23 protein-coding genes are annotated in these 26,338 nt (G+C 74.2%); 8 read left to right on the forward strand and 15 right to left on the reverse strand.

Annotated features, from left to right (window positions below; all coding sequences use genetic code 11):
- Window positions 1-166 precede the first annotated feature (166 nt).
- Both ACIG5E_RS19525 and ACIG5E_RS19530 read right to left on the reverse strand, forming a co-directional pair.
- The gene (locus tag ACIG5E_RS19525) at window positions 167-1,213 is read right to left on the reverse strand and encodes a TIGR03617 family F420-dependent LLM class oxidoreductase (protein WP_396534825.1); all 1,047 of its coding nucleotides are present in this window, start codon (window positions 1,211-1,213) and stop codon (window positions 167-169) included.
- A 98-nt stretch (window positions 1,214-1,311) separates the two neighbouring features.
- Window positions 1,312-1,992: a TetR/AcrR family transcriptional regulator gene (locus ACIG5E_RS19530; protein ID WP_396534827.1), complete on the reverse strand. Its 681-nt coding sequence runs from the start codon at window positions 1,990-1,992 to the stop codon at window positions 1,312-1,314.
- Between the two features lie 100 nt (window positions 1,993-2,092).
- Here ACIG5E_RS19530 and ACIG5E_RS19535 point away from each other — a divergent pair, with 100 nt between their 5' ends.
- Window positions 2,093-3,583 (forward strand): carboxylesterase/lipase family protein, encoded by a 1,491-nt coding sequence (locus ACIG5E_RS19535; RefSeq protein ID WP_396534829.1) that lies wholly within the window; start codon window positions 2,093-2,095, stop codon window positions 3,581-3,583.
- 264 nt (window positions 3,584-3,847) lie between these two features.
- On the opposite strand, the gene ACIG5E_RS19540 is transcribed toward ACIG5E_RS19535, so the two are convergent.
- The 5 genes from ACIG5E_RS19540 to ACIG5E_RS19560 all read right to left on the reverse strand — a co-directional run bounded on the left by ACIG5E_RS19540 (window position 3,848) and on the right by ACIG5E_RS19560 (window position 9,115).
- A complete protein-coding gene (locus tag ACIG5E_RS19540; RefSeq protein WP_396534831.1) occupies window positions 3,848-4,681 on the reverse strand; it encodes an ABC transporter permease subunit in 834 nt (277 codons plus the stop codon).
- Window positions 4,678-5,607, reverse strand: coding sequence for an ABC transporter ATP-binding protein (locus ACIG5E_RS19545; protein ID WP_396534833.1), 930 nt, complete (start codon window positions 5,605-5,607; stop codon window positions 4,678-4,680). Before ACIG5E_RS19545 ends, ACIG5E_RS19540 begins: the two co-directional genes overlap by 4 nt.
- 166 nt (window positions 5,608-5,773) lie before the next feature.
- Window positions 5,774-7,201 (reverse strand): RtcB family protein, encoded by a 1,428-nt coding sequence (locus ACIG5E_RS19550; protein WP_396534835.1) that lies wholly within the window; start codon window positions 7,199-7,201, stop codon window positions 5,774-5,776.
- Window positions 7,202-7,231: 30 nt separating this feature from the next.
- Window positions 7,232-7,687, reverse strand: a complete 456-nt coding sequence (locus ACIG5E_RS19555) for an archease (RefSeq protein WP_396534837.1) — start codon at window positions 7,685-7,687, stop codon at window positions 7,232-7,234.
- Between the two features lie 189 nt (window positions 7,688-7,876).
- Window positions 7,877-9,115, reverse strand: a complete 1,239-nt coding sequence (locus ACIG5E_RS19560; protein ID WP_396534839.1) for a styrene monooxygenase/indole monooxygenase family protein — start codon at window positions 9,113-9,115, stop codon at window positions 7,877-7,879.
- A 362-nt stretch (window positions 9,116-9,477) separates the two neighbouring features.
- On the opposite strand from ACIG5E_RS19560, the gene argJ reads away from it, so the two are divergent.
- On the forward strand, window positions 9,478-10,632 hold the full coding sequence (gene argJ / locus ACIG5E_RS19565) for a bifunctional glutamate N-acetyltransferase/amino-acid acetyltransferase ArgJ (protein ID WP_396534841.1): 1,155 nt from the start codon (window positions 9,478-9,480) through the stop codon (window positions 10,630-10,632).
- 90 nt (window positions 10,633-10,722) lie between these two features.
- Here argJ and ACIG5E_RS19570 read toward each other — a convergent pair whose 3' ends face one another.
- The 4 genes from ACIG5E_RS19570 to ACIG5E_RS19585 form a co-directional block, all read right to left on the reverse strand.
- A complete protein-coding gene (locus ACIG5E_RS19570) occupies window positions 10,723-11,475 on the reverse strand; it encodes a thioesterase II family protein (protein WP_396534843.1) in 753 nt (250 codons plus the stop codon).
- 138 nt (window positions 11,476-11,613) lie between these two features.
- Window positions 11,614-12,855 carry a serpin family protein gene (locus ACIG5E_RS19575; RefSeq protein WP_396534845.1) on the reverse strand — a complete coding sequence of 414 codons (1,242 nt, stop codon included), beginning with the start codon at window positions 12,853-12,855 and terminating at the stop codon, window positions 11,614-11,616.
- Between the two features lie 84 nt (window positions 12,856-12,939).
- Window positions 12,940-13,485 carry a GNAT family N-acetyltransferase gene (locus tag ACIG5E_RS19580; RefSeq protein WP_396534847.1) on the reverse strand — a complete coding sequence of 182 codons (546 nt, stop codon included), beginning with the start codon at window positions 13,483-13,485 and terminating at the stop codon, window positions 12,940-12,942.
- Window positions 13,486-13,555: 70 nt separating this feature from the next.
- The gene (locus ACIG5E_RS19585; protein WP_396534849.1) at window positions 13,556-14,131 is read right to left on the reverse strand and encodes an O-methyltransferase; all 576 of its coding nucleotides are present in this window, start codon (window positions 14,129-14,131) and stop codon (window positions 13,556-13,558) included.
- 152 nt (window positions 14,132-14,283) lie between these two features.
- Here ACIG5E_RS19585 and ACIG5E_RS19590 point away from each other — a divergent pair, with 152 nt between their 5' ends.
- Window positions 14,284-14,490, forward strand: coding sequence for a hypothetical protein (locus ACIG5E_RS19590; protein WP_396534851.1), 207 nt, complete (start codon window positions 14,284-14,286; stop codon window positions 14,488-14,490).
- Between the two features lie 2 nt (window positions 14,491-14,492).
- On the opposite strand, the gene ACIG5E_RS19595 is transcribed toward ACIG5E_RS19590, so the two are convergent.
- The gene (locus tag ACIG5E_RS19595; RefSeq protein ID WP_396534853.1) at window positions 14,493-15,131 is read right to left on the reverse strand and encodes an AAA family ATPase; all 639 of its coding nucleotides are present in this window, start codon (window positions 15,129-15,131) and stop codon (window positions 14,493-14,495) included.
- Between the two features lie 108 nt (window positions 15,132-15,239).
- On the opposite strand from ACIG5E_RS19595, the gene ACIG5E_RS19600 reads away from it, so the two are divergent.
- The 5 genes from ACIG5E_RS19600 to ACIG5E_RS19620 all read left to right on the forward strand — a co-directional run bounded on the left by ACIG5E_RS19600 (window position 15,240) and on the right by ACIG5E_RS19620 (window position 18,751).
- Window positions 15,240-16,133: a methyltransferase domain-containing protein gene (locus tag ACIG5E_RS19600; RefSeq protein WP_396534855.1), complete on the forward strand. Its 894-nt coding sequence runs from the start codon at window positions 15,240-15,242 to the stop codon at window positions 16,131-16,133.
- Between the two features lie 78 nt (window positions 16,134-16,211).
- Window positions 16,212-16,751 carry a GNAT family N-acetyltransferase gene (locus tag ACIG5E_RS19605; RefSeq protein WP_396534857.1) on the forward strand — a complete coding sequence of 180 codons (540 nt, stop codon included), beginning with the start codon at window positions 16,212-16,214 and terminating at the stop codon, window positions 16,749-16,751.
- Between the two features lie 431 nt (window positions 16,752-17,182).
- Window positions 17,183-17,707 carry an AMP-binding protein gene (locus ACIG5E_RS19610; protein ID WP_396534859.1) on the forward strand — a complete coding sequence of 175 codons (525 nt, stop codon included), beginning with the start codon at window positions 17,183-17,185 and terminating at the stop codon, window positions 17,705-17,707.
- Window positions 17,611-18,417 (forward strand): class I adenylate-forming enzyme family protein, encoded by an 807-nt coding sequence (locus tag ACIG5E_RS19615; RefSeq protein WP_396534861.1) that lies wholly within the window; start codon window positions 17,611-17,613, stop codon window positions 18,415-18,417. Before ACIG5E_RS19610 ends, ACIG5E_RS19615 begins: the two co-directional genes overlap by 97 nt.
- Window positions 18,418-18,568: 151 nt before the next feature.
- Window positions 18,569-18,751 (forward strand): hypothetical protein, encoded by a 183-nt coding sequence (locus tag ACIG5E_RS19620; protein ID WP_396534863.1) that lies wholly within the window; start codon window positions 18,569-18,571, stop codon window positions 18,749-18,751.
- 7 nt (window positions 18,752-18,758) lie between these two features.
- On the opposite strand, the gene ACIG5E_RS19625 is transcribed toward ACIG5E_RS19620, so the two are convergent.
- From ACIG5E_RS19625 to ACIG5E_RS19635, 3 genes are all read right to left on the reverse strand, one after another.
- Window positions 18,759-19,748 carry an ABC transporter ATP-binding protein gene (locus tag ACIG5E_RS19625; protein ID WP_396534865.1) on the reverse strand — a complete coding sequence of 330 codons (990 nt, stop codon included), beginning with the start codon at window positions 19,746-19,748 and terminating at the stop codon, window positions 18,759-18,761.
- 88 nt (window positions 19,749-19,836) lie between these two features.
- The gene (locus ACIG5E_RS19630) at window positions 19,837-22,668 is read right to left on the reverse strand and encodes a hypothetical protein (RefSeq protein ID WP_396534867.1); all 2,832 of its coding nucleotides are present in this window, start codon (window positions 22,666-22,668) and stop codon (window positions 19,837-19,839) included.
- Window positions 22,665-25,970 (reverse strand): FtsX-like permease family protein, encoded by a 3,306-nt coding sequence (locus tag ACIG5E_RS19635; protein WP_396534869.1) that lies wholly within the window; start codon window positions 25,968-25,970, stop codon window positions 22,665-22,667. The genes ACIG5E_RS19630 and ACIG5E_RS19635 overlap by 4 nt, the downstream gene beginning before the upstream one ends.
- Window positions 25,971-26,338: the final 368 nt, after the last annotated feature.

Here is a 26,338-nt window from a genome sequence, read left to right on the forward strand (position 1 = left end):
CAGGACGCAGGTCGTGCCAGGACGGCCGATCCGGCCGTACCCGTCCGTCCCGCTCAGCGCGATCCTGCCGCCCGGGCGGGCCGCCCGGAACCGCTTGCCCGAATGTGCCAGTTCTTGGCCGCCTCCTGATCGATCAGCACCATCCGATGGCAGATCTCGGACCGTTTCAGCCCAGCGCGCGCACCGCCGCCAGCACGTCCAGGCCGAGCGCCGGGTCCGCGTCCTCGGGCAGGTTGACGGAGAGCCGGGTGACCAGCCCCGCGTACCGGCGGTGGATCTCCCGCGCGACCTCCTCGACCGTGCCGGACACCGCGAAGGTGTCGAACACCTCGTCGGAGATCAGCGCCGTCATCTCCGCCCAGCGCCCGCGCACCGAGTGGGTGTGCAGCTCCTCCTGCAGCTCCTCCCAGCCGTGCTGCGCCAGCACCGGGCGGTAGGCCGGGGTGGAGGCGTAGAACGCGATCCGCTCCCGCACCCCAGCCCGGTTGGCCGCCAGCTCCTCCTCGGTGCGGCCGACGGCGGTGAGCACGTTGCCGACGATCTCGAACGGCCGCCCGGTCCACGCGGCCCCCTCGGTCTCCGCCTGCCGGCGCGCCTCGATCAGCCCGGGCAGCACCTGCTCGGCCAGGTAGGCGGTGGAGGAGAACGGATGTCCGAGGAAGCCGTCGGCCACCGCCCCGGCGGTGCGGGTCATCAGCGGTCCGACGCCGGCCAGCAGGATCCGGGGCACCCCGGCCGGGATCGGGTCGGGCGAGAAGACCGGCGTCATCACCGTGTGGGTGTAGAACTCGCCCCGGAAGCGCAGCCGTTCACCGGTCTGCCAGCTGTGCCAGATCGCCCGCACCGCATGCACGTACTCGCGCATCCGGGCGGCCGGGCGGTCCCAGGGCATCCCGAAGCGCTTCTCGATGTGCGGCTTGACCTGCGAGCCCAGCCCGATGACGGCCCGCCCGCCGGAGGCCGCGTGCAGCCCCCAGGCCTGGTAGGCCAGGGTCATCGGGGTGCGGGCGAAGGCCACCGCGATGCCGGTGGCCAGCTCGATCGACTCGGTGCGGTCGGCGGCCCGGGCGAGCTGGAGGAAGGGGTCGTACGCGGTCTCGGCGACCACCAGCCGGTCCATGCCCCGGCGTTCGGCCTGCTCGGCGGCGTCGAGGATGCCCGCCGGGTGCCCGGAGGCGTTGGCGTCGAGGCGGAGGGCGGCGGGTCGGTCCATGCGGGTGCTCCTGGTCACGGGTCTGGCGTCAGCTGGTCGCGGGTCTGGCGTCGTGCGGGTCTGGCGTCGTGCGGGTCTGGGGTCACGCGGGGCTGGCGTCACGCGGGGCTGGCGTCACGCGGGGCTGCGGCGGTACCCGCCCAGCCTGCCACGCCGTCACGGGCCGGCCGCCCCGCCCCGCCCTCCCCCGCGAACAGCCCGTCCAGGTGTCGGTCGACGGCGGCGAGCACGGCGTCCGGCCCGACCACGCCCAGTTCCAGCAGTGTGGTGAAGCCGGTGAGCGCGAGCAGCAGGTCCGTCTCCACCACCGGGTCGCGGTCGGCCGCGACCAGCCCGTCGGCGATCGCCTGCCGGACCACCTGCTCCACCGCGCCGCGCCCCCGCACCAGGGCCTCCCGCGCCCGCGCGTGGACCTCCTCGTCGTGCAGCGCCTCCAGCACGTAGGCGGCGCTCATCCGGCTGGTCACCCGCGAATCGGCGTGCAGCGGCAGCAGTTCGACCAGCATGGCCCGCAACACCGCGCGCGGGTGCGGCCGTTCGCCCAGCTCCGCCAGCGCCAGGCCGACCCGCCGCGCGCTCTGCTCGCCGGCCAGATCCATCGCGAAGCCGAGCAGTTCCGCCCGGGAGCCGAAGTAGTGCTGCAGCTGCCCGAGGGAGATCCCGGCCTCCCGGGCCACCTCGCGCATCGTCAGCTGCGTGGCACCGCGCTGCTCCACGACCCGCCACAGCGCCCGGGCGATGGTCTCGCGGCGCTCCTGGTGGTCCACCTGTTTGGGCATGGCCCGGCACTCCTCGAAGACTCCCCCGGCTTTCCAATACGCTTGACATAATACACCTGACCGACAACGCTGGAGGCATTCCGAGGGATGGAGTGTCACCGTGCTCGTACAGCCCGTCGCCCACACCACCGAGGGAGCCGTCCGTGGCCTGGTGGACCGCGGACTCGCGGTCTTCCGCGGCCTCCCGTACGGCCGCCCGCCGGTCGGACCGCTCCGCTTCGCCGCCCCCGCCCCGCCCGAGCGCTGGGACGGCGTCCGCGAGGCCGTCGAGTTCGGCCCCGTCGTCCCGCAGTCCGGGCCGCTGCCCGCCGAGCCGACCCACGGCACCGACTGGCTGACGCTCAACGTCTGCACCCCGGACCCGGGCGGGGCGGGGCTGCCGGTGCTGGTCTGGATCCACGGCGGTGGATTCATCTCGGGCACCTCGGGCGACCCGCTGTACGACCCGGTCGAACTCTCCCGGGCCGGGATCGTCGTGGTGACCGTCAACTACCGGGTGGGCGCGGAGGGTTTCGCGCTCATCGAGGGCACCCCGGCCAACCGCGCCTTCCTCGACCAGATCGCCGCCCTGGAGTGGGTACGGCGCAACATCGCCGCGTTCGGCGGCGATCCCGACCGGGTGACCATCGCCGGCCAGTCGGCCGGGGCCGCCTCGGTCGCCGCGCTGCTGACGATGCCCCGGGCCCGCCGCCTGTTCCACCGAGCCGTCGCCCACAGCGTCGGGGGCAACCTCTGCACCCCCGCGCTGGCGGCCGAGGTCACCGCCGCCCTGGCGGAGCGGCTCGGCACGGCCCCCACCGCCGCCGCCCTCGCCGAGGTCGACCCCTGGCGCCTGGCCGCGGCGGTCACCGACCTCAACGCCGCGCTCCCCGCGCACCTGGCGCGCTGGGGGCGGCTCGCCCACTCCGGCGTCGCCACCGTCCCGGTGGTCGACGGCGAGGTCCTCACCGAGGCCCCCTGGGCCGCTCTGGCCGCCGGGCGGGCCGCCGGCGTCGAACTGCTGGTCGGCCACACCCGCGACGAGTTCCGGCTGTTCGCCGTCCTCGCCGGCCGGCACGGCACCTTCACCGAGGAGGACGCCCGCACCGCCCTGGACCTGCTCGCCCCGCCGCCGGACGGCCCGGACGCCTACCGCACCGCCCTCCCCGGAGCCACGCCCGAGGACCTGCTCGAAACCGTCTTCTCCGACGCCCTGTTCCGGATGCCCTCGCTGCACCTCGCCGAGGGCAACACGGCGGCCGGCGGCACCTCGTACCTCCTCGAACTCGCCTACCCGGCCCCCGCCATGGGCGGGGTGTTCGGCCCCTGCCACGGCCTGGACATCCCCCTCGCCTTCGGCAGCCTGAACAGCCCGATGGGCCGCCACTTCCTCGGCGACCCGCCCGCCCCGGAGGCCGTCGAAATCTCCCGGGAGCTGCAGCAGGCCTGGATCCGGTTCATCACCACCGGCGAGCCCGGGTGGGCCGCCCACGAGCCGGAGCGGCAGCTCACCCGGGTCCTGGACGCCCGCCCGGAGACCGTCCGCTACCCCGAGCAGGCCTCCCGCACCGTCTGGGCGGGGCACTCCCCCACTGCCTTCGACCTCGGCTGAGGCGAGCCGGCAACCGGCAGCCGGCCGGACCGTCGGCCCGGCCGTGCCCGGGTCGCGGGGGCGGTCACCGGGCGCCTGCGACGGCGATCAGCTCGTTCGGCGTGGCGTCAGCGGGCACCGGCCTGCCGGTGGCCCGGCAGCGCAGGGTACACGCTGCCGGGCCACCGGGGGCCGGGACAGCGGCGGCAGCAGGAGTGGCCCCACCTGCGGCGATTCAGGAGGGTCGTTGCCGAGGACCCCGCCCGCGCACTCCGGCACCGGGAGTCAGATCGCCAGATCCCGTCGCTCCAGCAGCCGGAAGGCCGCCAGCAGGCCGAGCAGCCCCACCCCGAGCAGCACCGCCAGCGACGCCCAGGGCAGACCGCCGTGCGCGAGCGCGTCGCCCGGCGCGTAGTAGTGGAACGGGCTGAGGTAGCGCAGCCGTTCGGCCGGGGACCAGGCCAGGGCGACGAAGTTGAGCGCGAAGCCGCCCGCGCCGAACACGACCGCGGCGCCCACCACCTGCGCCCGCCGCCGGCTCAGCGCGGACACCGCCAGCACCGGCCCGGTCAGGCAGAACGTGAGGGCGCAGCCCAGCAGTCCGGCGGTGAACACCCCGCCCTCCGGGACGGCGTCGCGCAGCTTCGGGGAGACCGCCACCCCGAGCGCGACGGCCAGCGTGGCGGCGGCGTTCAGCAGCACCGAGGCCGCGATCAGCGCGCCGGCCCGCTCGGCGAGCAGACGGCGCCGGGAGACCGGGCGGGTCATCAGCAGCTCGATGGTGCCGGACTCGACGTCGGCCGCGACGGCGGCGGCGCCCAGCGAGCCGATCACGGTCAGCTGGAGGGCGATCCAGACCGGGTGGGTGAGCCCGGCGCCCAGCAGTCCGGGGTAACTGGCGATCGAGACGTCGCCGTTGGAGCCGCTGAAGGCCTTGAACGCGCCCGGCGGGGTGCGTCGGGCGCCGAACAGCTCGCCGGTCGGCACGGTTCCGGCGATCACCACGATCAGGGCCTCGAAGACGACCATGGCGATCAGCAGGGTGAGCAGCATCCGGCGCCGCCGGTGCAGGGCGAGCCAGACCAGCGGGAGGCGGCGGCTGACGGTGCCCGGGGTCACGGCCGGTCCTCCTGCCCACCGGAGCGGTAGAGGTCGAGGAAGGCCTCGTCCAGGCCCGCCTCCTCCACCGTCAGGTCGGCCACCGGCAGTTCGGCCAGCAGGCCCCGCACGGCCGGGACCACCTCGTCGGGCGGCACCAGCAGCTCCACCCGCCGGCCCTCCCAGCGCGGGGACCACCGCTCGGCGGCCCCGAGCGGCCGGGCACCCCGTCCGTCGTCGAACACCAGGCGCACCCGGCGCGCCCGGGCCCGGCGCAGCTCGGCCACCGAGCGGACGGTCACCAGCCGCCCCCGGCGCACGATCGCGACCCGGCCGCAGGTCCGCTGCACCTCGGGCAGCACGTGGCTGGAGAGCAGCACGGTGCGCCCGGCGGCGGTCTCCTCGGCGAGCAGTTCGAAGAAGGTCTCCTGGAGCAGCGGGTCCAGGCCCTCGCTGGGTTCGTCCAGTACCACCACGGCGGGCCGGTGCTGGAGCGACTGGACCAGCCCCAGTTTCTGCTTCATGCCGCGCGAGTACTGCCCCACCGGGCGGGCCAGCTCGGCCGGGGTGAGCTTCAGCCGTTCGCACAGCTCGCGCTGCCGGGGCACCGGGGCGCCCTGGAGGGCGGCGAGGAGGTCGAGGGTCTGCTGCCCGGTGAGTTCGGGGTAGAGGCGCAGCTCGCCGGGAAGGTAGCCGAGGGCGGGGGCGAGCCGGGCGTGGTCGGCCAGCGGGTCCAGGCCGAGCACCCGCACCCGGCCCTCGCTGGGGCCGAGCAGGCCGACCAGGCAGCGCAGGGTGGTGGTCTTCCCGGCGCCGTTGGGGCCGAGCAGTCCGAACACCTCGCCGGCCTCGACCGTGACGTCGAGGTCCTCGATACCGACCGTGGCGCCGTAGCGCTTGGTGAGCGCGCGCAGCTCGATCACCGGCCCGGCCGCGTTCCCCGGCATGCCCACCTCCTGTGACTGGCGCTCCGGACCGTGGCCGGCTCGTCGGACCGCCGTGGCGGATCGTTCCCGCCACGGCGCGTCCGACCACCATGGCGCGCCGGGCCCGGACCGGTCGCGGGACGCGCCCGGGCCGGGCGGCGGCTCACCCGCTCATCCGCTCACCCGCTCATCCCTTACAGACCCCCAGCGGCACCAGCCGGGCGACCTGCCGGGCCAGCCCGGCGGCCTCGGTGACGGCGGCCACCGCGTCCACGTCCTTGTACGCCTCGGGCGTCTCCTCGGCCAGGGCCCGCATCGAGGCGGGCCGGACGGCGATGCCGCGCGCCTCCAGTTCGCCCTTCAGGTGCTCGCCGCGCACCATGCGCAGCGCCTGGTGGCGGCTCCACACCCGCCCGGCGCCGTGGCAGGCGGAGCGAAAGGCCTCGTTACCGGGCAGGCCGACCATGACGTAGGAGGCGGTGCCCATCGTCCCCGGGACCAGCACCGGCTGCCCGGCGCGGGCCAGGTCGGCGGGCAGGTCCGGGTCGCCGGGCGGCAGGGCTCGGGTGGCGCCCTTGCGGTGGACGCACAGCTTCCGCGCCTCGCCGTCCACCTCGTGGGTCTCCAGCTTGGCGAGGTTGTGCGAGACGTCGTAGACCAGCTCCAGCCCGACGCCGAGGGTGGTGGCGAAGGCCCGCCGGGCGGCCTCGGAGAGCAGCTGCCGGTTGGCCCGCCCGTAGTTGGCCGCGGCGGTCATGGCGCCGAGGTAGGCGCGCCCGCGCGGGGAGTCGACCGGGGTGCAGGCGAGTTGGCGGTCGGGGAGCTCGATCCGGTAGCGGTGGAGTTCGCGGTCCATGGCGCGGACGTGGTCGGTGCAGATCTGGTGGCCGAGGCCCCGCGAGCCGCAGTGGATCATGACGCAGATCTGGCCCGCCCGCAGTCCGAAGGCGGCGGCCGTCTCCGGGTCGTGCACCTGGTCGACGGCCTGCACCTCCAGGAAGTGGTTGGCCGAGCCGAGGCTGCCGACCTGCTGCAGGCCGCGCTCGACGGCCCGGGTGCTCACCTCGCCGGGGGCCGCGCCGGCCAGCACCCCGCGGTCCTCGCAGCGCTCCAGGTCGCGCGGCACGCCGTGGCCGTGCTCGACGGCGTAGCGGGCGCCGCCGAGCAGCAGCTCGTCCAGTTCCTCCGGCCCGTCCAGGTGCCACAGCCCGCCGCGGCCGAGCCCGCGCGGGACGGTGCGGTCCAGCAGGTCCATCAAGCGGCGGATCCGCTCGGCGTCGAGCTCCTCCCGGTCCACCCCGGCGGCGAGCAGCCGGACCCCGCAGGAGATGTCGAAGCCGACCCCGCCCGGCGAGACCACCCCGCCCTGTTCGACGTCGGTGGCGGCGACCCCGCCGATCGGGAAGCCGTAGCCCCAGTGCACGTCGGGCATCGCGTAGGAGGCGCGGACGATCCCGGGCAGCGTCGCCACGTTCGCGACCTGCTCCAGCGCGCGGTCCCCGGCGGCCTGCGGCAGCAGCGCGCCGGTCGCGAAGACCACGCCGGGCACCCGCATCGGCGGGCGCGGCTCGATCCGCCAGCGGTGGCGGCCCGCCTCGGCCAGTACGATCTCCACCTCGCTCACCCCGCTCGCTCGGCGCGCGTTTCAGACGTCCACGGTGGCCGCGCAGGTCCAGCCGCCCGGCCCTTCGCCCAGCTCCAGGCCGTGCAGCGAGACGGCCTTCGGCACGGCACCGACCAGGGCCGCCGTCGCGGTGTCGGCCATCCGGAAGCGCACCTCGACGCTGCGGGCGCCGTCCAGGCCGCGGATCGGCCCGAGGGCGATCGCGGCGGGCAGTTCGCCGTCCGCGTCCATCCGGTAGATGACCTCCTCCAGGACGCCCGCGAGCAGGTCCGGGTCGCTCACCGCGAGCACGGTGCAGGCGCGCTCGCCGATGACCCGGGCACCGGACAGGTCGGCGAAGCTGCCGACGACGGCGTGCACCAGCTCGCCGATGCAGCCCTCGGCCGTCGGCGCCCATGCCTCCACCCGCAGGTCCGCCGTGTGCGGCACGCTCCGGTGGCCACGGTCGGACCGCTCCGCGGGCTCACGACCGTCCACGAGCGACGCCTCCCACACCCGTTGTCGTCCTCCCTCCAGCGTCGTCCCGGGGGCGGGCCGGGGGCAAGTGGGGTCTCCCACCGCGTGCGGTCCGGCCTGTCGGACCTCCGAGCGGGCGGCGGGGGTTGTCAGACACGCCCCAGGGTCCTGTCCGGCGTCGCGCGCGCGGCAAGATCGGCCGGACTGGCCCTAGTTTCCGATCGAGGAGAGGTAGGCGGCGGCCAGCTCGGGCGTGGCCAGCCAGGCGGCGTGGTCGCTCGGTTCGGCGTAGGTGTTGGCGAGCCGGCGGGCGACCGCCGGGTACTCGGCGGCGGCCGCGAAGACGCCCTGCAGGTGGTCCGGCATGGTCAGCATGGCGGCCGTGAACTCGACGGTGTGGCGCGCGTGTTGCTGCCAGAAGCGCTCGGCGGTGCGGCACATCCAGTCCGCCGTGAACGGGGCGTCGCCGTGCTCGCGGATCGCCTGCCGGTAGGCCTCCGCCGCGCGCGCGGCGCCGTTGGCGCCCTGGCCGGTGATCGGATCGTTGACCACCACCGCGTCGCCCAGGCCCAGGACGTGCACGGCGTCGACGCCCGAGCCCAGTTCCGCCACCGGGCGGCGGACCGTCGGGGTCACCGCGCCCCAGAGCCCGGCCCCGGCGTCGGTCGGCTCGGCGTCCCGCCAGTGCTCCGCCTCCCAGGGCAGGTACTCGGCCAACAGGGCGCGGATCCGGTCGAGTTGGACGCCGACCTCGGGGCCGTCGCCGAAGGCGTCCAGCGGGCTGCCGGGCAGCGCCTCCCAGAGCAGGATGTCGCAGGGGCCGGAGCGGGTCAGGGCCGGCTGCAGGTAGAGCTCGCCGAGGCCGGGCAGCGCGTGCATCCGGGCCCGGGGCCCTGCGGCCGGGTCGGGCGAGCCGACGCCGTGCGCGTACAGGCAGGACAGCGCGCGCTGCGGCCGGTCGAAGGGCGAGCGGGCGGCGTTCCGTTCGAAGATCCCGGCCAGTTCGCCGCGTCCGGCCGCGACCACGGTCAGCTCGTGCCGCCGGGCGAGCGCGTGCAGCCCGGCCGGGTCCAGCGAGCGGTACTCGACCCGGCCGCCGCGCTCGGCGAGCAGCTCCAGCCATCGGGCCAGCTTGATCCGCTGGTCGACCGAGCGGGCGGGCTCGTCCAGGGTCATGGTGAACTCCAGGACACGGGTGGCCGGCGGCGCCACGAGCGCCGCGTCGACCGAGGACACCGACGGGGCCTCGTCCGTCCACAGGTCCAGCCCGGCCGCCGCCTCGATCCGCAGCGCCGGGCCGAACATCGCCTGGGTGGACAGCACCCGCCCGCCGCGCACCTGCTCCGGGGTGCGCTCGGCGACCAGCGTCACCTCGCACCCGTCGGCCACCAGCCCGAGCGCGAGCTGCAGGCCGGCCTGGCCCGCTCCGACGACGGCGATTCGGCGCATGCGGTGGCCTCCCGGTGGTCTGCTGACGGTCTGTCGGCTGCTCGAACACGGTGCGTCAAGCAGGCACAGTAGCCGAGCGGCCGGGCCACGGGCAGGGGCCGGGCGGGAGGAAACCGGCGGGCGTCGCCCGGGCGGGCGCAGCCGCCACCCCCTCCGCAGTCCGCATACTCATGCACCGTGGATGCTGTGACGAGGCGACGCAACACCTTCTCCAGGCAGGTCGAGATCGCCATTTGGAATCGGCGTTGACCACACAGCGATGATTGATGTATTCAGATCTCCGCAAACTCATTCACCGCCTGCGGTTCGGGTCGCCCCGCGCGCCCCGAACCGGGACCCATTCGGAGAGGGAACGATCGACCATGCAGCCTGCTGTGCCCCGGGGCTTCCGGGCCATCACGACCAACATGGGCCTCAAGGACGTCGAGGACGACTTCGCGGCGGTCATCTCCGAGGTCCCGTGCCGGTCCGCGGCGGTCTTCACCCGCTCGCGCTTCGCCGGCCCCAGCGTCGTGCTCAGCCGCGAGGCGGCCGTGCTCCAGCGCAGCCGCGGCATGGTCGTGCTGTCCCGCAACGCCAACGTGGCCACCGGGCGCACCGGTGCGGAGAACGCCGCGGAGGTGCGCCGCCGGGTCGCCGAGATCGCCGGCATCTCCCCGGACGAGCTGGTCATCGGCTCCACCGGCGTGATCGGGCGCCCCTACCCCATGGACGGCATCCGGGCCGGGCTCGACGCCATGGCCTGGCCGTTCCCGGAGGCCGACTACGCGGCCGCGGCCAGGGCGATCATGACCACGGACACCCGCCCCAAGTACGTCCACGCGCGCTGCGGCGACGCCGTGCTCGTCGGCATCGCCAAGGGCGTGGGCATGATCGAGCCCAACATGGCGACCCTGCTGACGTTCTTCTTCACCGACGCGGACATCCCCGCCGCCGAACTCGACGCCCTCTTCCGCCGGGTGATGGACCGGACGTTCAACGCGCTGAGCATCGACACCGACACCTCCACCAGCGACACCGCCGCGATCTTCGCCAACGGGCTCGCCGGAGCGGTCGACCTGTCCGCCTTCGAGCGGGCGCTGTACGAGTGCGCGCTGCACCTCGTACGGGACATCGCCTCGGACGGCGAGGGGGCCTCCAAACTGATCGAGGTCCGGGTCACCGGGGCCCGCGACGCGGCCCAGGCCAAGCGCGTCGGCAAGAGCGTGGTCAACTCCCCGCTGGTCAAGGCCGCCGTGCACGGCGCCGACCCGAACTGGGGCCGCGTCACCATGGCCATCGGCAAGCTCGACGACGAGACCGACATCGACCCGGCGGCCGTCCGCATCCGGTTCGACGACCTCCCGATGTACCCCGAGGAGCCGAGCGACGCCCTGCTCGAACGGGCCCGCCGGTACCTGGACGGCGATGAGGTGGTCATCCGGATCGACCTGGGCATCGCCGACGGCGCGTTCACGGTGTACGGCTGCGACCTCACCGAGGAGTACGTCAAGCTCAACGCCGACTACACGACCTGACGCCGCCCCACCGGCAACGGTCGGCGGTTCCGCCCGCTGCCCCGGACCGGTCACCGACGGGCAGCGGGCGGGGCGGGTCCGCCCAGCGGCTCAGCCGCGCAGGTGCGCGGTGAGCAGCCGAACCACGGCGTCGATCTGCTCCGCCACGTAGAAGTGCCCGCCCGGGAAGACCCGGAGGCTGAAGCCGCCGGAGGTGTGCCGCTCCCACTGGGCGGCCTGCTCGACCGTGGCGTTGGCGTCGGTCTCCCCCACCAGAGCGGTGATCGGCTGCGGGACGACGGCATCCGGCGCGGCCAGATAGGTCTCGATGGCGGTGTAGTCGGCCCGCAGCGCCGGCATGATCAGCTGGCGCAGGGCCGGCACGTCGAGGATCCGCTCGTCCGTCCCACCCAGCTGGATGACCTCATCCAGCAGTCCGTCGTCGGAGAGCTTGTGGACCGCGGTGTCCCGGGGCAGCGAGGGCGCCCGACCGGCGGACACGAACAGCCGCTCCGGCCCCGCCAGGCCGTCGCGGGTGAAGCACCGGGCGACCTCGAAGGCGACCGCCGAGCCCATGCTGTGCCCGAAGAAGACGATCGGACGGTCCACCCACCCCCGCAGCTCCCGGTAGACCTGCTCGGCGAGTTCCGGGACCGAGTCGATCGTGGGCTCCGCGAAGCGGTTCTGCCGGCCCGGGTACTGCACGGCCAGCACGTCGGCGTACGGCGCGAGCGCCTTGGCGTACTCCATGTAGTAGCTGGCCGATCCGCCGGCGTGCGGGAAGATCACGATCCGGGCGGGAGCGAAGTCGGACGGGCTGAACCTGCGGAACCACGGGTTGTCGACGGCAGCGCTGCTGGGCATGCGGGGTGTGACCTCTCTCCCTGACGGACTCTGCTCACCCCAGTCTCTCAGTGCGCTCGCGCCACCGGGGGCGATGACGGTGTGCTACCCGGATTCCCGCGCTCCGGCCACCCGGGCAACCAGCCGTGGCGCGCCGTGTCAGTCCTCCTCCGACTCGTCCAGCACGACCCCCCACGGATCCTCACCCGGGTCCGGTTCGGTCACCCAGCCCGCCGCCAGGACCAGCCCGGACAGCCGGTGGACGGCCAGGAAGCCGAACGGGCGGGTGAAGCCCACATCGACGAAGCGCTGCGGGTACGGCGGCTTCCGGGCGCTGCCCGCACTGCCGGCCGCGACCCCCATGGCCGTCACCGAGGCGGCCCGGAACCCGCGGGCGGAAAACGACGCGGTGGCCTTCTGGCGCGCGCTGTTGACGAACAGCGGCGGCTCACCGTCCGACAGGCCGGGCAGCCGGTCCTCGGTGGCGGACGGGGTGGCGAGCGTCTCCAGTCCGAAGAGCTCGCGGCGGGCGATCAGGTCGTGGTCGGCCTCGACGGTGAACTTCGGGACGCTCACGAACAGGCGGTCCTCCGGCTCGTACCGCCGCACCGCCTCGATCGTCAGCCCCGGACCGGCCGCGCCGACGGGCAGCCGGTCGGCGGTGGTCCGGCGGTGCCGCTGCGAGAGCACTCCGATCCCGGCGGACAGCACCTCGCCGGGCGCGGCGTCGGGCTCGCCGAGCAGCAGGTGGACGCTGATGTCCCCGTACCCGAGCACCCGAAGCTCGGTCACCGGCCCGGCGGGCGTCTCCAGCAGGGCGGCGCGGTCCAGCAGGGACGTCGCCCGGGTCAGGTAGTGGACGGCCCGGCCCCAACCGTCCGTTCCGTCCTGCTCGAAGGCGCCGTAGTCCATGAACGGCTTGATCCACTCCGTCCGGAGGGTGAGCGCTGCGGCCAGCACCAGGCGGGTGTCCGGGTTCAGCTCGACCGGCATCCCGTCGATCTGGCCGTCCGTCTGTTCAGCCGCCCAGGCGTCCAGCAGCGCACGGTCCCGGTCTGCATCACCGGTCAGCCGGCCGACCAGGTCCGCCGGGACGGAGGCCAGCCACTCCGGGCTCAGCCGCAGCCGGTCATCGCTCCAGACGCCGAGCGCGGACCGCACCGCCGGGATGTCCCGCAGCAGGCCGAGCAGGTCGCGGGCGCGCTCGGCGGCGGCCGCGACCGGCACCCCCAGCGCCTGCGCCAACTCGCCCTGGACGGCGGTGCTTCCGGCCGGGGCCAGCAGCCCGAGCAGCGGCCAGACGCCGGCCGGCATCAGGACCGTCCCCTGCCGCAGGTCGATCCGCTCGACCCAGCGCTCCCCCAACGCGTTGGCGGCCCGTACGGCCTCGGCCCCGCTCATGCGCTCCCCCGCTCCCCCGTGCTCGCTCCTCCGGTGCGCCGAGCTTAGGAGGCGCGCGGCACGCGTGGCCAGCGGTTTTCCCGGTCAGGACCGCAGACGGGCCAGGTAGTCGGCGCGGGTCAGTTCGTGGACGCGGACAGCGGTGCCGCTGCCGGGGACGGTGGTCTCCCGTTCGGGCCGCAGGCCGAGCTTGGCCATGACGCGCTCGGAGGCGGTGTTGCCGATCCGGGCGATGCTGGTGATCCGGTCCTGACCACAGGTCTCGAAGCCGAACCGCAGCACCGCCGTCGCCGCCTCGGTGGCGATGCCCCGGCCCCAGAACGAGCGGCCGAGCCGCCATCCGATCTCGACCGCGGGCAGCACCTCGGGCAGGAACGAGGGCACGGCCAGACCGGTGAACCCGGCGAGTTCACCGGTCTCCCGCAGTTCCACCGCGAACAGGCCGAAGCCCTCGGTGTCCCAGGTCCGCTCGATCCGCTCGACGGCCCGGCGGGTCTCCTCCAGGGTCTGGACCCGCCCGTCCCCGATCCAGCGCATCACCTCGGGGTCGGCGTTGACGGCCGCCATCGCCGGTACGTCCTCCTCGCGCCAGCGCCGCAGCAGCAGGCGGGGAGTCTCGATCGTCACCATCCGCTCATGCCTTCCGCTCTCGTGCCTCCGCTCTGATGTCCACTCAGGCCCTTCCGCTCACGCCTTCCGCTCACGCCTTCCGCACGGCCAGGACGGCCGAACTGCCCGGTGCGCTCAGCACCTCGGTCGCCTCCAACGCGGAGTGCGTCAGGTAGTGCAGGCGCAGCCCGTCGACCTCGCCGCCGAAGCGGGGCGGCCAATGCGGCGAGGGCGTGAAGTCGTCCATGACCAACAGCCCGCCCGGGGCGAGCAGTTCGACCACCCGGTCGGGGTCGTCGCGTTTCCCGCCGCCGTCGCAGAAGAACACGTCGAACGGCGCGTGCCCCTCCAGCAGCCGCCAGTCCCCGTGCAGCACCTGCACGCGGTCATCGCCCTCGAACAACTCCGCCGAACTCCGGGCCAGTTCGCCGTCCCGCTCGACCGTGACCAGCCGGGCGCCCGGCCCCAGTCCGCTGCGAAGCCAGGCCGCACCGACCCCCGCGCCGGTGCCGCTCTCCGCGACCGTCCCACCCGGCTTGACCGCGGCGGCGCACGCCAGCAGCCGGCCGACCTCCCGGGTGCAACTCTTGCCGAACCCCAGCCGGGCGGCGACCCGCTCGGCCGCCAACACCCCTGCGGGTACCCCGCGTTCCTCGTCACCCGTCATCCGCTCGAAACCCCCTCCGACTCCGTACGGCTCCGTGACATCATGCCGTCATGACCGAGTGGATCACCATCGTCGCCTACCGGAACCGGACCGGCCGCCCGACGCCCATGGCCGTCCTCCGCGCATGACTGCGTGACCGGGGCATCGACTGGATGCCCTTCCCACCGGAGGCCATCCGGTGGGACGCGCCCTGTGGCATCGGTCCGGACGGCCACTGGCAGTGCTGGTTCGACGTGCGGATCGACGCCGAAGCGCTGCGCTCCCTCGGGCTCCACCCCGACCAGCCGACCTCCGCCGCCAACGAGCCCGGCCCGCCCGGCTGGTGGCACGCGGAGGCGGAGCGCCTGACCCGCCGCTGAGCTCAGAGCGCCCCGCCGAACCGGACCGCCTCCGCCCGGGAGCGGGACACCGCGTCGAGCAGCAGTACGGAGGCCGCCTCCGGGGTCGGCACCGGCCCGCCGGACCGCGCGTGCCGGGTGAACTCCGCCAACAGCCGCCCCAGGCCGCGGTGGTGGCGGGCGAAGACCCGCGCGGAGGCGTGCCGCCCGCGCGCCCGCTGGCCGTCGAGGGCGGTGGCGGCGCCGACGTCGAGCAGCACCAGGTGCAGTTCGCGCCCCCGGCGACCGGCCTCCCGGGCGAGCCAGCGCCGCATCCAGGCGCGGCTGCCGCAGTCGTGCACCAGCAGCGGGCCGCCCCGCCGCACCGAGCTGCGCAGCAGCCGGAAGTGCTCCAGCCGTGCCCACGGCCGGTACACCGCGTACGGCAGGCGTGCGGGCATCACCGCCTCGCAGGCCTCGTGCACCGTGCGCGGGTCCACCGTCGAGACGGCTCCGCCCGCCGCCCAGCGCCGCAGCAGCGTGCTCTTGCCCGCTCCCGGCAGGCCCGACACCACCACCACGGCATCGGCCGGGTACGTCACCACGAGCCCCGCCCCGGCCTCACCCCGCAGGTCCACCACCCCACGCGGCGCCACGGCCACCGCCTCCACCTCGCCGCCCACCGCTCCCCCGTCCGCGTCCGACCGAAGACCCTAACAAGTCCGGCGCTCGCGGACGTCCCTCTCCCGTCGTCGTGGCGCTGGTGGCCTGGGAAGGGTGACCATGTAGTCATGACCTCCTCGCCCCGCCCGCCGCACATCGATGGCCGACCGGATCCGATAGGCGGGACTCCCGCGCTCGGTGGAGAGTCCGCTCCCGCCCGCGGGTACCTGCTGGACAACGCGCGCGCCGAGGCGGGCGAGCGATTCGTTTGGCTGGCCGAGCTGTTCGACGGTGTGACGCGCGGGCACTTCGATCGACTGGGGGTCAGGGCCGGCTCGCGCTGCTGGGAAGTGGGGGCCGGTGGCCCCGGTATCCCGGAGGCGCTCGCGGCGGCCGTCGGTCCGACCGGGCACGTGCTGGCCACGGACATCGACCCGTCGTGGCTGAAGGCAGGCGACGGGTACGAGGTGCGCCGGCACGACGTCGCCGCTGATCCGCCCCCGGAGCCGGGGACGTTCGATCTGGTGCACGCCCGGCTCGTGCTGGTCCATGTACCCGACCGGGCTCACGCGTTGGCCACGATGGCGGCAGCGCTACGACCCGGCGGCTGGCTGCTGATCGAGGACGCCGATACCGCTCTGCAGCCACTGGCATGCCTGGACGACAGCGGCCCTGCGCAGCGGCGGGCCAACCGGCTGCGCGACGCGGTCCGGGAGCTGCTGGCGCGCCGCGGCGCGGACCTGCGCTACGGCCGGACACTGCCGCGGGCATTGCGTGAGACCGGCTTGGTGGACGTCGCCGCGGCGGGCTCCTTCCCGGTCGGCGGGCCGGCCTGCGACCGGCTGGAGGCGGCGACCATCCGACACGTGCGCGGCGAGCTGCTCGCGGCCGGCCTGGCCGACGACGCCGAGATCGACGCGCACCTGGCCGCCATCCACGCGGGCGAACTCGACCTGACACTCGCGCCGCTGATCTCGGCCTGGGGACGCCGTCCGGCCGAGCACCCTCCGGCACTCGGTTAGGTCCAGTCTGGCGTCCGGTTCTAGGTGGAGTTAAGCGTTTCCGGTTCGGCTGGTTTGACCACCTGTTAGCGTGCACTGATGGAAGATCTGGGACCCGTGGCTTGGCCGCCTGAGCCGATCAGGACCGAGAGGCTCGTGCTCCGTGAGCCCGAGCCCCGGGACCGTGCGGCGTTCATCGAGCTGCTCGCCTCGCCAGAGGTGCACACCTACCTCGGCGGCCCCCGGCCGCGTGACGAGCTTGAGCGCGAGATGTCCGGGGCGCCCGAGCGGTGGCCCGGGAGCTTCGTCGTTGATCTCGACGGGTCGATGATCGGCCAGATCCTGCTCAGGAGAGCAACGGGGCACCGTCGCCCAGTTGCCGCGGGGAAGGCCGATCTCGGCTACCTGTTCCTGCCGCGGGCGTGGGGATTCGGGTACGCCGCCGAGGCGTGTGCGGCGGCACTCGGCTGGCTCGTCGGCGCGCTTCCCGGCGAACCGGTGGTGCTCACCACCCAGAGCGCCAACGTCGGCTCGATGCGTCTCGCGGCGAAGCTGGGGTTCACTGAGGTAGAGCGGTTCGAGGCATGGGGTGCCGAGCAGTGGCTCGGCATGTGGTCTCCGGTCACGCCGTGCAGTTGAGTTTGCGACGTTCCACGGTGTTGCGTTCCTTGTACGGTGTCGCGTCGTGTGAGACCGGCCGGGCCACCGGAGCTGCCGCGCTTCTTGAGCTTCGCGGCCTAGTCGGGCGGCCGGTCCTCGTACACCGCCATGGGCCACGCCCAGGAGTCCTACGCCGACCCCGCCTTCCATACCATGCTCCTCGACGGGATCCGCGTGGCGGCCGGCGCCGTCCAGGCCGACTGCAGTCCGCCGGGGCCGTTGGAAGACGGCCTGTACACGGTGGCAAACGTCGACAACGGCAAGGACGTTGACGTCAGGTCCGCCTCGATCTCTCGGCGTCCGAACTCCCCCGCCACATTCTTCGTGGTCCGCTGCCCCATGGAGCGGCGAGCACCCGGGGCGCCGCCACCCACGAGGCTGACGCCTCGTCAGTCGCGGGAAGGGCGGGCATGGCGGAGGCCGGTCGGACGTACACCGGGCTGGTGCTGGACGGGCTGGCGCGGGATCCGGAGCGGGTGGCACTGCGCTGCGGGGGCGTGACGCTGACCGCCCAGGAGTGCCTGGACGCGGTGTACCGGATGGCCCGCGCGCTGGACCGGGCCGGGCTCGGGCGCGGGGACGGGGTCACCGTGCTCGCCGGGAACACCCCCGAGGCGCTGCTTGTGCGGCTTGCCGCCAATCAGCTGGGCTGCCGGGTGGCGATGCCGCACTCGGACGGGCCGGCGGCCGATCTGGTGGCGCTGGCGGCGTTCGCGGAGACCACGGCGCTCGTGTACGACCCGCTGCGCTGCGGCCCGTCGGCCGAGGCCGTGGCCCGGGCGCTCCCGGCCGCGGGCGTCTTCGCCCTCGGCCCGGCGGTGCCCGGCGGTGCCCGGCGGTGCCCGGCGGGCCGAACCTCGGCACGGACCTGCTGGAGCTCGCCCCGGGCCTGCTCCCCGCCCCGCTGGAGCCGCGCTACCGGCCCGAGGACGTGATGGCCGTACGGTTCACCAGCGGCACCACCGGGCGCCCGAAGGGCGTGCTGCGCCGCTTCGCCCGGCCGCCCCGGCCCGCCCTGCTCCGGCTGAGCCCCGACGAGCACCTGGACCCTCGGCTGCTGACCACTGCCGGGCGCCCGTTCCCGGACACCGGGGTGCGGATCCTGGACGAGGAGGGCGCGCCGCTGCCGCCGGGCCGGACCGGGGAGATCTGCGTCCGCACCCCGACCGCGATGGCCGGCTACTGGCGCGACCCGGAGCGGACCGAGCGGGTGCTGCGGGACGGCTGGCTGCACACCGGCGACCTGGGGAGTCTGGATGCGGCGGGGTATCTGACGGTGGCCGGCCGACGGGACCACATGGCGATCGTCAAGGGGCACAATGTGTTCCCCCATGAGGTCGAGGAGCCGCTGCGGAGCCACCCGGACGTCCGCGAGGCGGTGATGTTCTCGAGCTCCGACCCGGACCGGCTGGAGCGCGTGCACGCCGCGGTCGCCGTCGGACCGGGCGCGCGGGTGACGGAGGAGCAGCTGCGCCGCTGGGCGCGGGAGCACGGGGACGTCCGGTGCGCCCCGGACACCGTGCTGGTCCTCCCGGCGATCCCGCTGAACGGGCTCGGCAAGCCTGACCTGCCGGCGCTCCGCGCCCTGGCCGGGGAGCGGAGCGGGCGGCCGGTCACCGCACTGGGGGCGTGCGAGGTGGTGTGACGCGCCCCACCGGTGCTTCGAGCGCCCGCGCGGACCACCTGTCGCGCGGTGGACGGCGGGAAGAGACCGACCGTGGGCACTCGACCGTGCGGGCCGAGCTGCCGATACACCCCGGCGGCGCTCCCTCGCACCGTCCCCAGGAGGCACTACCTTGACCTGGCTCCGCGTCCTGACCGCACTGGGCATCCTCGCCGTGGCGGCCGGTGCCCTGCTCGTCTTCGCCCGCTGCACCGCGAGCCCCCGGGGGGAGCACACCGCCGGGGCCGCGCCGCCCGACCTCCGCAAGGACGCCGAGGGCAGCGGCCTCTTCCCGCGGATGGGTGGTGACGGCTGAGGCTGGGTCAGCCTCCCGTGACGTCGTCGGGGCGGACTTCGATGTGGTCGGTTGCGAGGTCGATGGCGACGCGGTGTTCCATGCCCAGGGCTTCCAGGAACTTGACGGGCAGCTGTACGCGCCCGGTGCGGTCGAGCATCACGTACTCGCGTTCGTTGACGGATTCCTCGCCGTGTTCGTCGGTCACGGTGCGGCGTAGTACTTCACTGCTGGTGCGTCCGTCGCGGATGGCGACGGTGCGGCGGACTTCGCCGGCGACCATCGGGTCGTGGGTGACGATCACGACGGTGGTGCCGAGTTCGCGGTTGACGGTGCGGAAGGATTCGAAGATGACTGCGGCGGTTTCGGAGTCGAGTTCGCCGGTGGGTTCGTCGGCGAGCAGTACGGGTGGGTTGTTGGCCATGGCGACCGCGATGGCGACGCGTTGTTGCTGGCCGCCGGAGAGTTCGTTGGGGCGTCGGTGGGCGAGGTTGCCGATTTCCAGCGCTTCCATCAGTTCGGTTACGCGGGTGGCTTGCCCCTTCGAACCGGCGGGTGTGGTTCGGCGGCCGCGTAGTTGCATGGGCAGGGCGATGTTCTCGGCGGCGGTGAGGAAGGGCAGCAGGTTGCGGGCGGTCTGCTGCCAGATGAAGCCGACCACTTCGCGGCGGTAGCGCAGGCGTTCTTGGGTGGACATCTCCAGCAGGTCGCAGCCGGCGACGGTGGCGGTGCCGGCGGTGGGCACGTCGAGTCCGGCGAGGATGGTGAGCAGGGTGGATTTGCCGCTGCCGGAGGCGCCGACCAGGGCGACCAGGTCGCCTTGCTGGATGGTCAGTTCGAGGCCTTGGAGGGCCTGGACCTCGATGCCTTCGGCGCTGAAGATCCGTACCAGGCGGTCGCAGACGATGGCCGCGCCTTCTCCGTAGGCTTTGGGGGAGGCGGCGGCCAGGGCCCGTTGCCGGAGCTCCTGCAGGCTGGGGACCTCCACGGCCGGCCGTTCCTGGGGGGTGCTCTTCACGGCTGGTCTCCTGTCTTGACAGCCTGTCCGGCTGTGGCCGTCTGCCGGGTGTTCTGGGCTGTCGCGGTCCGTGCCGCTGGTCGCGGTGTCATGCCTGTTCTCCCGCACGTAGTTCGGTGGCGATCTGGCGGCGGCCGGCGACCAGCGTCTCCGCCACCACCGCGAGGGCGACCAGGAGTGCCAGGCCGGCGGTGGGCAGCAGGACCGGTATCAGGGTGGGGGTGATGACGTCTCCGACCTTGGCGCCGACCAGGGTCGAGATGTCGAAGGCGCCGCCCAGGAGGGCGACCGCCGCGAGGGCGGTCAGGCCGCCGCCGATGGTGGCTGTCAGGGTCTGGGGCAGTGCCTCGGTCATGATCAGCGCCAGGCCCTGGCGGGGTCGCAGGCCCATGGTGCGCAGTCGGGCGAGTACGGCGGTGCGCTCGGGTGCGGCCCGGAAGAGCGTCAGCAGGACGGCGAGCAGGGCGAATCCGGCTCCGGCGGCGGTCGCGTACCAGAACAGTCGTCCGGCGGCGTGCTGCAGCGGGTCGTCACCGAGCGCGGCGGCCGTCTGCCAGCTGCTGTGAACCGTGTAGCCCGGAGGCAGGCCATGGGTGGCCTTGCCTGCGGCCGCGGCATCCTCGGAGATCAGCTTGGCGACGCCGGTCGGCTGGCCCCCGCCGTTGTCCCGCAGTGTCGACCTGACCTGCTCGGGGTCGACATCGCCGACGGCGAACCACTTGTTGATCCGCTTGGCGTCCGGCAGCCGCTCCCAGGCGGGCCCGGCGGGCACCACAACGAACGGCTTGCCCGGGTCCGGCAGCGCGGGGGTGGCCGAGACGATCCCGGCGACCGTGGTGCGCAGACCGTTTCCGTTGGGCGTGCGCACCTCTGCCGGGCCGGCGGCCAGGCGCTTGGCCAGGTCACGGCTGAACAGCGCGGGCACCGGGGTGTCCCGGCCGCCGGACGTCCCGGCCAGCTTCGCCGCATCGAACTCGCCGACCCCGACGGTGCGGGAGATCTCGGCGTATGCCGCCGGATCGACCACCACCAGATAGGCCTCGGTGTAGTCCTGGTCGGCGCCGACGAATCGGGCCTTGGGCTCGACCCAGGCCGCGGTCGAGGCCCGGACGCCCGGCAGTGCGGCGGCGGCTTTGGTGAAGGACTCGGGCAGGGTGGCGTAGTCGGGGAGGGAGACGCCGACGTCCCCGCCGGTGGCGATGCGCGCGGCGCGGGTCCGGACATGGTCGACGGTGTCGAGCACGGTGGCGCCGAAGCCGGTCGTGGTAACGGCGATCAGCAGGGCGAGCAGCGGCAGCACGGAGGGCTTGCGCCGGCCCGAGCTGTCCCGGGCGGCGCGGGCCAGGCCGAGGAAGCCGATCAGACCGCGGCCCCGGCCCGCGAGCTTGGCCAGCCAGCCGACCGCCACCGGTTCGAGCCGGGCCAGCAGCAGCCCGCCGGTGACAGCGAGCAGCAGGGGCGCGGCGATCAGCAGCGGATCCAGTCCGGCCCCGGAGTGACCGACGCCCCGACGCCGAACCTCGGCCACGGCCGCGGTGGTGACCACCAGGACGGCGAGCTCGCCGACCAACCGGCGCTGACCGCCGACCGCCCTACGACGCGACCACAGCAGGGCCGCGCGGGCCGGGAAGGCCAGCAGGGCGAGCAGCGCCGCGGCCAGCGCCGCCAGTACCGATGGGCCCCACCGGGGGGTGGGCAGCAGCACCAGGGCCAGGGCCGTCCCGAGCACGGCGGCGGGCAGCACAGTGGCCGCGCCCTCACCGATCAACCGCAGCAGCACCCCGCTCCGGGAGCCGCCGCGGGCCCGGAGCAGCTGGATCTCGCCGGTGCGCCGGTCGGTGGTGAGGGCCGCGGCCAGGCACAGCACCACGGTGGCGACGCCCGCGACCCCGGCCGGGCCGATCGTGCTGAGCGGCAGCGAGGCCTGGTAGCGGTCGTCGGCCCGGGTGAGGATGTCGGGCAGGCTGGAGACGCTGTGCAGATCCGCGCGCCCGGTCGCGCCGATCAGGGCGGTGGCACCGGGCCCGGTCAGGAACGAGCTGACGGTGTTGCGGGTTCGGTCGAGCTGGTCGGCCCGCAGCGAGGCGGTGTCCACGGGCAGTCGCCAGAAGTTCTCGGCGTTCGAACCCCAGTGGGCCATCGCGGGCAGGCTGTCGCCGTCGACGAATCCGCTGGTCATCCAGTGCTCGTGGTCGGGGGCGGCGTTCAGACAGGCGCGGGCCGGGCAGCCGAGGTCGTCCCAGAACGGGTCCTGGGGGCTGTTGACCTGGTAGAGGCCGACCACCACGGTGGTCCGCTTGGCACCCGAACCCTCGACGCCGTTGTCGATGACGTCACCGAGCTTGATGTGGATGGTCTCGGCGGCCTGTTTGCTGATCACGATCGGCAGCGGGCCACCGCCCGTCCCCCGGGTCGGCCAGGTGCCGTCGGTGAGGGTGGCCCGAGCGGCCAGGTCGTGCAGGTAGAGCAGGCTGAGCATGGGGGAGTTCGCGTCGGAGATCCGGGCGTACTCCGGATTGCCCATGCCGCGGTCGCCCAGGGCGCGGGTGCCGTAGGCCTGGCCGGGCTGGGACAGCGTCAGCTGTTGTCCGACGGTCTCGGCGAGCTGCTGGTGCACCCGGTCGAGTTCGGCGGCGTTGTCGTTGTCCCGGGTCTTGGAGGTGGTCTGCAGGCTGGTCGGGTTGAGGCCCTTCTGGCTGACGAAGTCCCGGAGCGCCGCGTCCGCGCCCCGGTCGGCGATGCGGGGGAAGGCCGCCGCGAGGAAGACGGTGACGAGGGCCAGGGCCGCCATGAGCACCGCGGCCTGCGGGCTCGCCCGCAGCCTGGTGCGGACCCAGGGCGCGGGGCGGTGGACGGTCTCGGGCGTGGGCACACTGGTGCTCTCAGGGGTGGGCACGCTGGTGCCGGCCTGGGTGGTCACATCTCCTCCACGTGGCGCAGCCGGTTGGCCACGTCTCGACGGCGGCGTCCGATGAGGAAGGCCGACAGCAGCGGGGCGACGGCGATCGCGGCCGCGAACAGCAGCGCTTGGCCGACCGGCAGGTCGATCAACGCCTCGGGCATCGGTCGGCGGGCGGCGGGTGTCAAGACGACGAACGGCACGATCAGGTGGACGAGCAGGGCGCCCAGGGCGAGCCCGACCGTGCCGCCGAGCCCGACCAGCAGCGCCTGTTCGACCGCGACGGTGCGGCTGACCTGCTTGCGCGGCGCGCCCAGGGCGAGCAGCAGCGCGCAGTCCCGGGCGCGCTCGTGGGCGGAGCCGGCCACGGCGGCCACGAAACCGATCGCGGCGAGCAGGGCGGTGACGACCGCGATGGCCATCAGCGCGTTCTGCGGGGCCGCGCCCACCGGGTCGCTGAGCATGCCTTCGGCGACCTCGTCGTAGAGCTGGACGTCCTGGGAGCCGGGGGCGGCCCGCAGCGCGGCGGCGGCCTCGGCCGGCGCGTGGTCGCCCGGGCCGGTGGCGGGCAGCCACCACTCGGCGTGGCTGGGCAGGGAGCGGCCCTGGGCGGCCAACAGCCGTGCCACGGTGCCGAGATCGATGACCAGTGCGGTGCGGCCGGCCACCGGTACGGCCTCGACCACCCCGGTGACCTTGACCGGCAGGGTGATCCCGGCGAACGGCACCTGCATGGTTGAGCCGACCGAGCCACCGGTGAGCTTCAGGTAGTCCCGGGTGGCGACGCCGGTCACGGCCGTCGGGGCGGTCGCCCCGACCGGGCTGAGGACGGCTCGGAAGGTGTCGCCGGTGCCGTTCGCGGCGCTGTAGCCAACGGTGAACAGCCGCTCGGCGCCGGCCGGTTCGGACCGGACGGTGGCCGGCGGCCCGGACTGGCTGCCCCCGACCGTCCAGGAGAGGCCGGCCGGCAGCGGGACGTCGGCCGCCGGACCGTCGGCGCTGTCGGACACCGCCAACCGGCGCACGGTGACCTCGCCGTCGGCGCGGTCACTGTAGGACACGGTCGCCCCGACCAGGGTCAGCGGTGCGGCGGCGGACCCCATCGGGGCGTCGACCAGCGTGCTCAGCGGGGCCGAGGCGCGGAGGTCGCCGGTGACCGGCAGGCCCGCGAACGGCACCTTGTGGACGTAGCCGAAGCGGTCCCGCAGCAGCAGCGCCACCTCCGGGGGAGCGTCGGCCATCATGTGCACGGTGTTGGGCAGCCGGACCTGCCCACGGAAGGTCTGGCGGATGGAGAGGTCGGCGTCGATCCGCAGCGGGCGGCCGGGCAGGGGCACCCCGGCCGCCACTCCGGTCGGGGCGGGCTCGGCGAGCGGGCGGAACAGGTCCCCCGCGGAGTGCCCGTCGAGCAGGTCGCTGCGGACCGGGACGTGGTCGGCGAGGGCGGCAGCGTCCACGGCGAGGAGTTGTCCGGTGCCGTTCGGGAGGGCCTGCTCCTCGCGGGCCACCGGGACCAGCCGGTCGCCGCCGGGCAGCGCGCCGTAGCGGCCGCCCTGGCCCATCAACGCGGTGTGCGAGGCGGAGATGCGCAGGCCGCCGCCGGTGTCGAACGCGGCCTGGTCGCGCTGCGAGGCGGTCCAGGTGGCGTGCTGGCCGAAGGCGAGCACGCCGGTGGCCACGGCCATCACCAGCAGCAGGACGGGCCCGGTGGCCCGGGCGGGCCGGCGGGCGAGCTGCCAGCCGACCATGGCTGGGCCCAGGCCGCTGCCCCGGGCGGCGGCCCGGGCGCCGAGCCGGGCCACCAGGGGCAGCAGCCGCAGCACCACCAGGGTTCCCGCACACAGCGCCAGGGTGGGGGTGGCGACCAGCAGCAGGTCGACGCCGAGCTTGCCGGAGGAGTCGGTGGACAATCCGCCGCCGTACTGGTCGAGTTGCTGGTAGGCGAGCACGGCCAGGGCGAGCACCGCGAGGTCCCCGCCGTTGCGGGCGATCCCGGAGACCACCGCCTGGCGGCGACCGGCCTTGCGGCGCAGGGCCGCTCCGGCGCCGCGCAGCAGGCTGGGCGCGGTGGCCAGCACGATGCAGACCAGCGCGCAGAGCACGGCCACCGGCCAGAGCGTCCAGCGCAGTCGGGTGTCCAGGGCGACCTGGTGGGAGCGGCCGAGACCGGCCAGGACACGGACCAGGAACGGGGTGAGCAAGGGCGCGAACACCGCCGCCGGGAGGGCGAGCAGCACCGACTCCAGGGCGGTAAAGGCGCCGAGCCGGGCACCGGAGGCGCCGCGGGCGGCGAGCAGTTCGTTCTCCCGCTCCTGACGGGTCGAGATCAGCCGGACGACCAGCAGCAGGGCCGCGGCGGCGAGCACGGCCAGTTGCAGGGCGCCGATCAGCAGGGTGGAACGGGCGACCATCAGACCGGCCGACAGCTCAGCTACCACGTCCGGGAGTTCGGTCTTGGCGCTGAGCGAGGAGGTCTTCCGCAGGTCGTCGGCCAGGCCCGGGGCGCGGTCGCCGACGGCTTGGGCCGTGTCCTGGTCGACGCCCGCGAAGTCGGCGTCCAGCAGCCAGCCGCGGCTGCTCTGCGGCAGGCCGCCCGCGGTGAAGGCACTCTGGTCGACCATCATCGGGCCGTAGGTGGTGAACCCGCCGACCTCGATCTCGTGGCCGCCGACCGGATCGATGCGCCAGTACGGGGCGAACGGGTCGACGGCCCGGTAGGTACCGGTGATCCGGACGGTCAGCGGCGTGCCGTCGAACCGATCGGCCAACTGGACGTCCGCAGGCAGCGCCTGGGCGGTGAGCCCGAGCCGGGCCAGCATGGTCTGCGGAACGGCGACCTGGGGGGCGGCGGACTGGACGGGCCCGGTGGCGGCGCCCGGCCAGGCACCGGCGGTCAACCGGACCTGGTTGCGGTCGAGGTCGGCGAGCACCGTCAGGTCGACCTTGGCCGTGCTGGTCCCGCCCGCCGTTGTCCCGGCCGCTGCGGTGCCCGCCGCCGCGGCGTCGCCGCCCGGGAGGCCGAAGGAGCGGCTGCGGAGCAGGCTGTCGGTGCGAACGGGCAGATCACCGAAGAGCTTCTGCCGGTAGGAGGCGAGGGCCTCCTCGTCCTTCTGCCGCTGGTCCCGGCCGTGTTCGGCGGTCACCACCACCGTGGTCCGGGCATGGCCCGAGCCCTGGAGCGCCTGCCGCAGACCGGCCTGACCGACACCACTGTTGAAGGTCACCAAGGCGGTCAGCACCGCCGTGGTGATCAACACCGTCAACAGGACGGCAGCAGCCAGCGGCAGTCGCCCGCGCAGTCTGCGCACGACGAAGCCGAGCATCAAGTTCCTCCCCCGGTCGCGTCCCCGGTCGCATCCCAGCCCCGCCCGTCGATCCGATCCATTCCGGGCACATATCGGCCACAGACGGCCACTTCACGGGCATACCGGCGCAGTGATCACCGGCAATCGATCGCCGGATAGCGGACGATGCTGTCAGATTCGATCCGGGAACGGAAGGGACTTGCGCGAATCAAGTAAGTAATGAGCAAATTCCTTGCATTGATAGGATCCCCGCCGGTAACAAGCCGTTGAAATGCCATGCACACTTCATAACTTCGGCTTCACCGCACGCACTTGAGCAGGGACTTCCCTCTCTCGAATTCTCTGCTCGGGCGGTGAACCCGCGAACCCACCTCAACCGTTGACCC

Source organism: Kitasatospora sp. NPDC053057, assembly GCF_044546945.1.
Lineage (GTDB): Bacteria > Actinomycetota > Actinomycetes > Streptomycetales > Streptomycetaceae > Kitasatospora.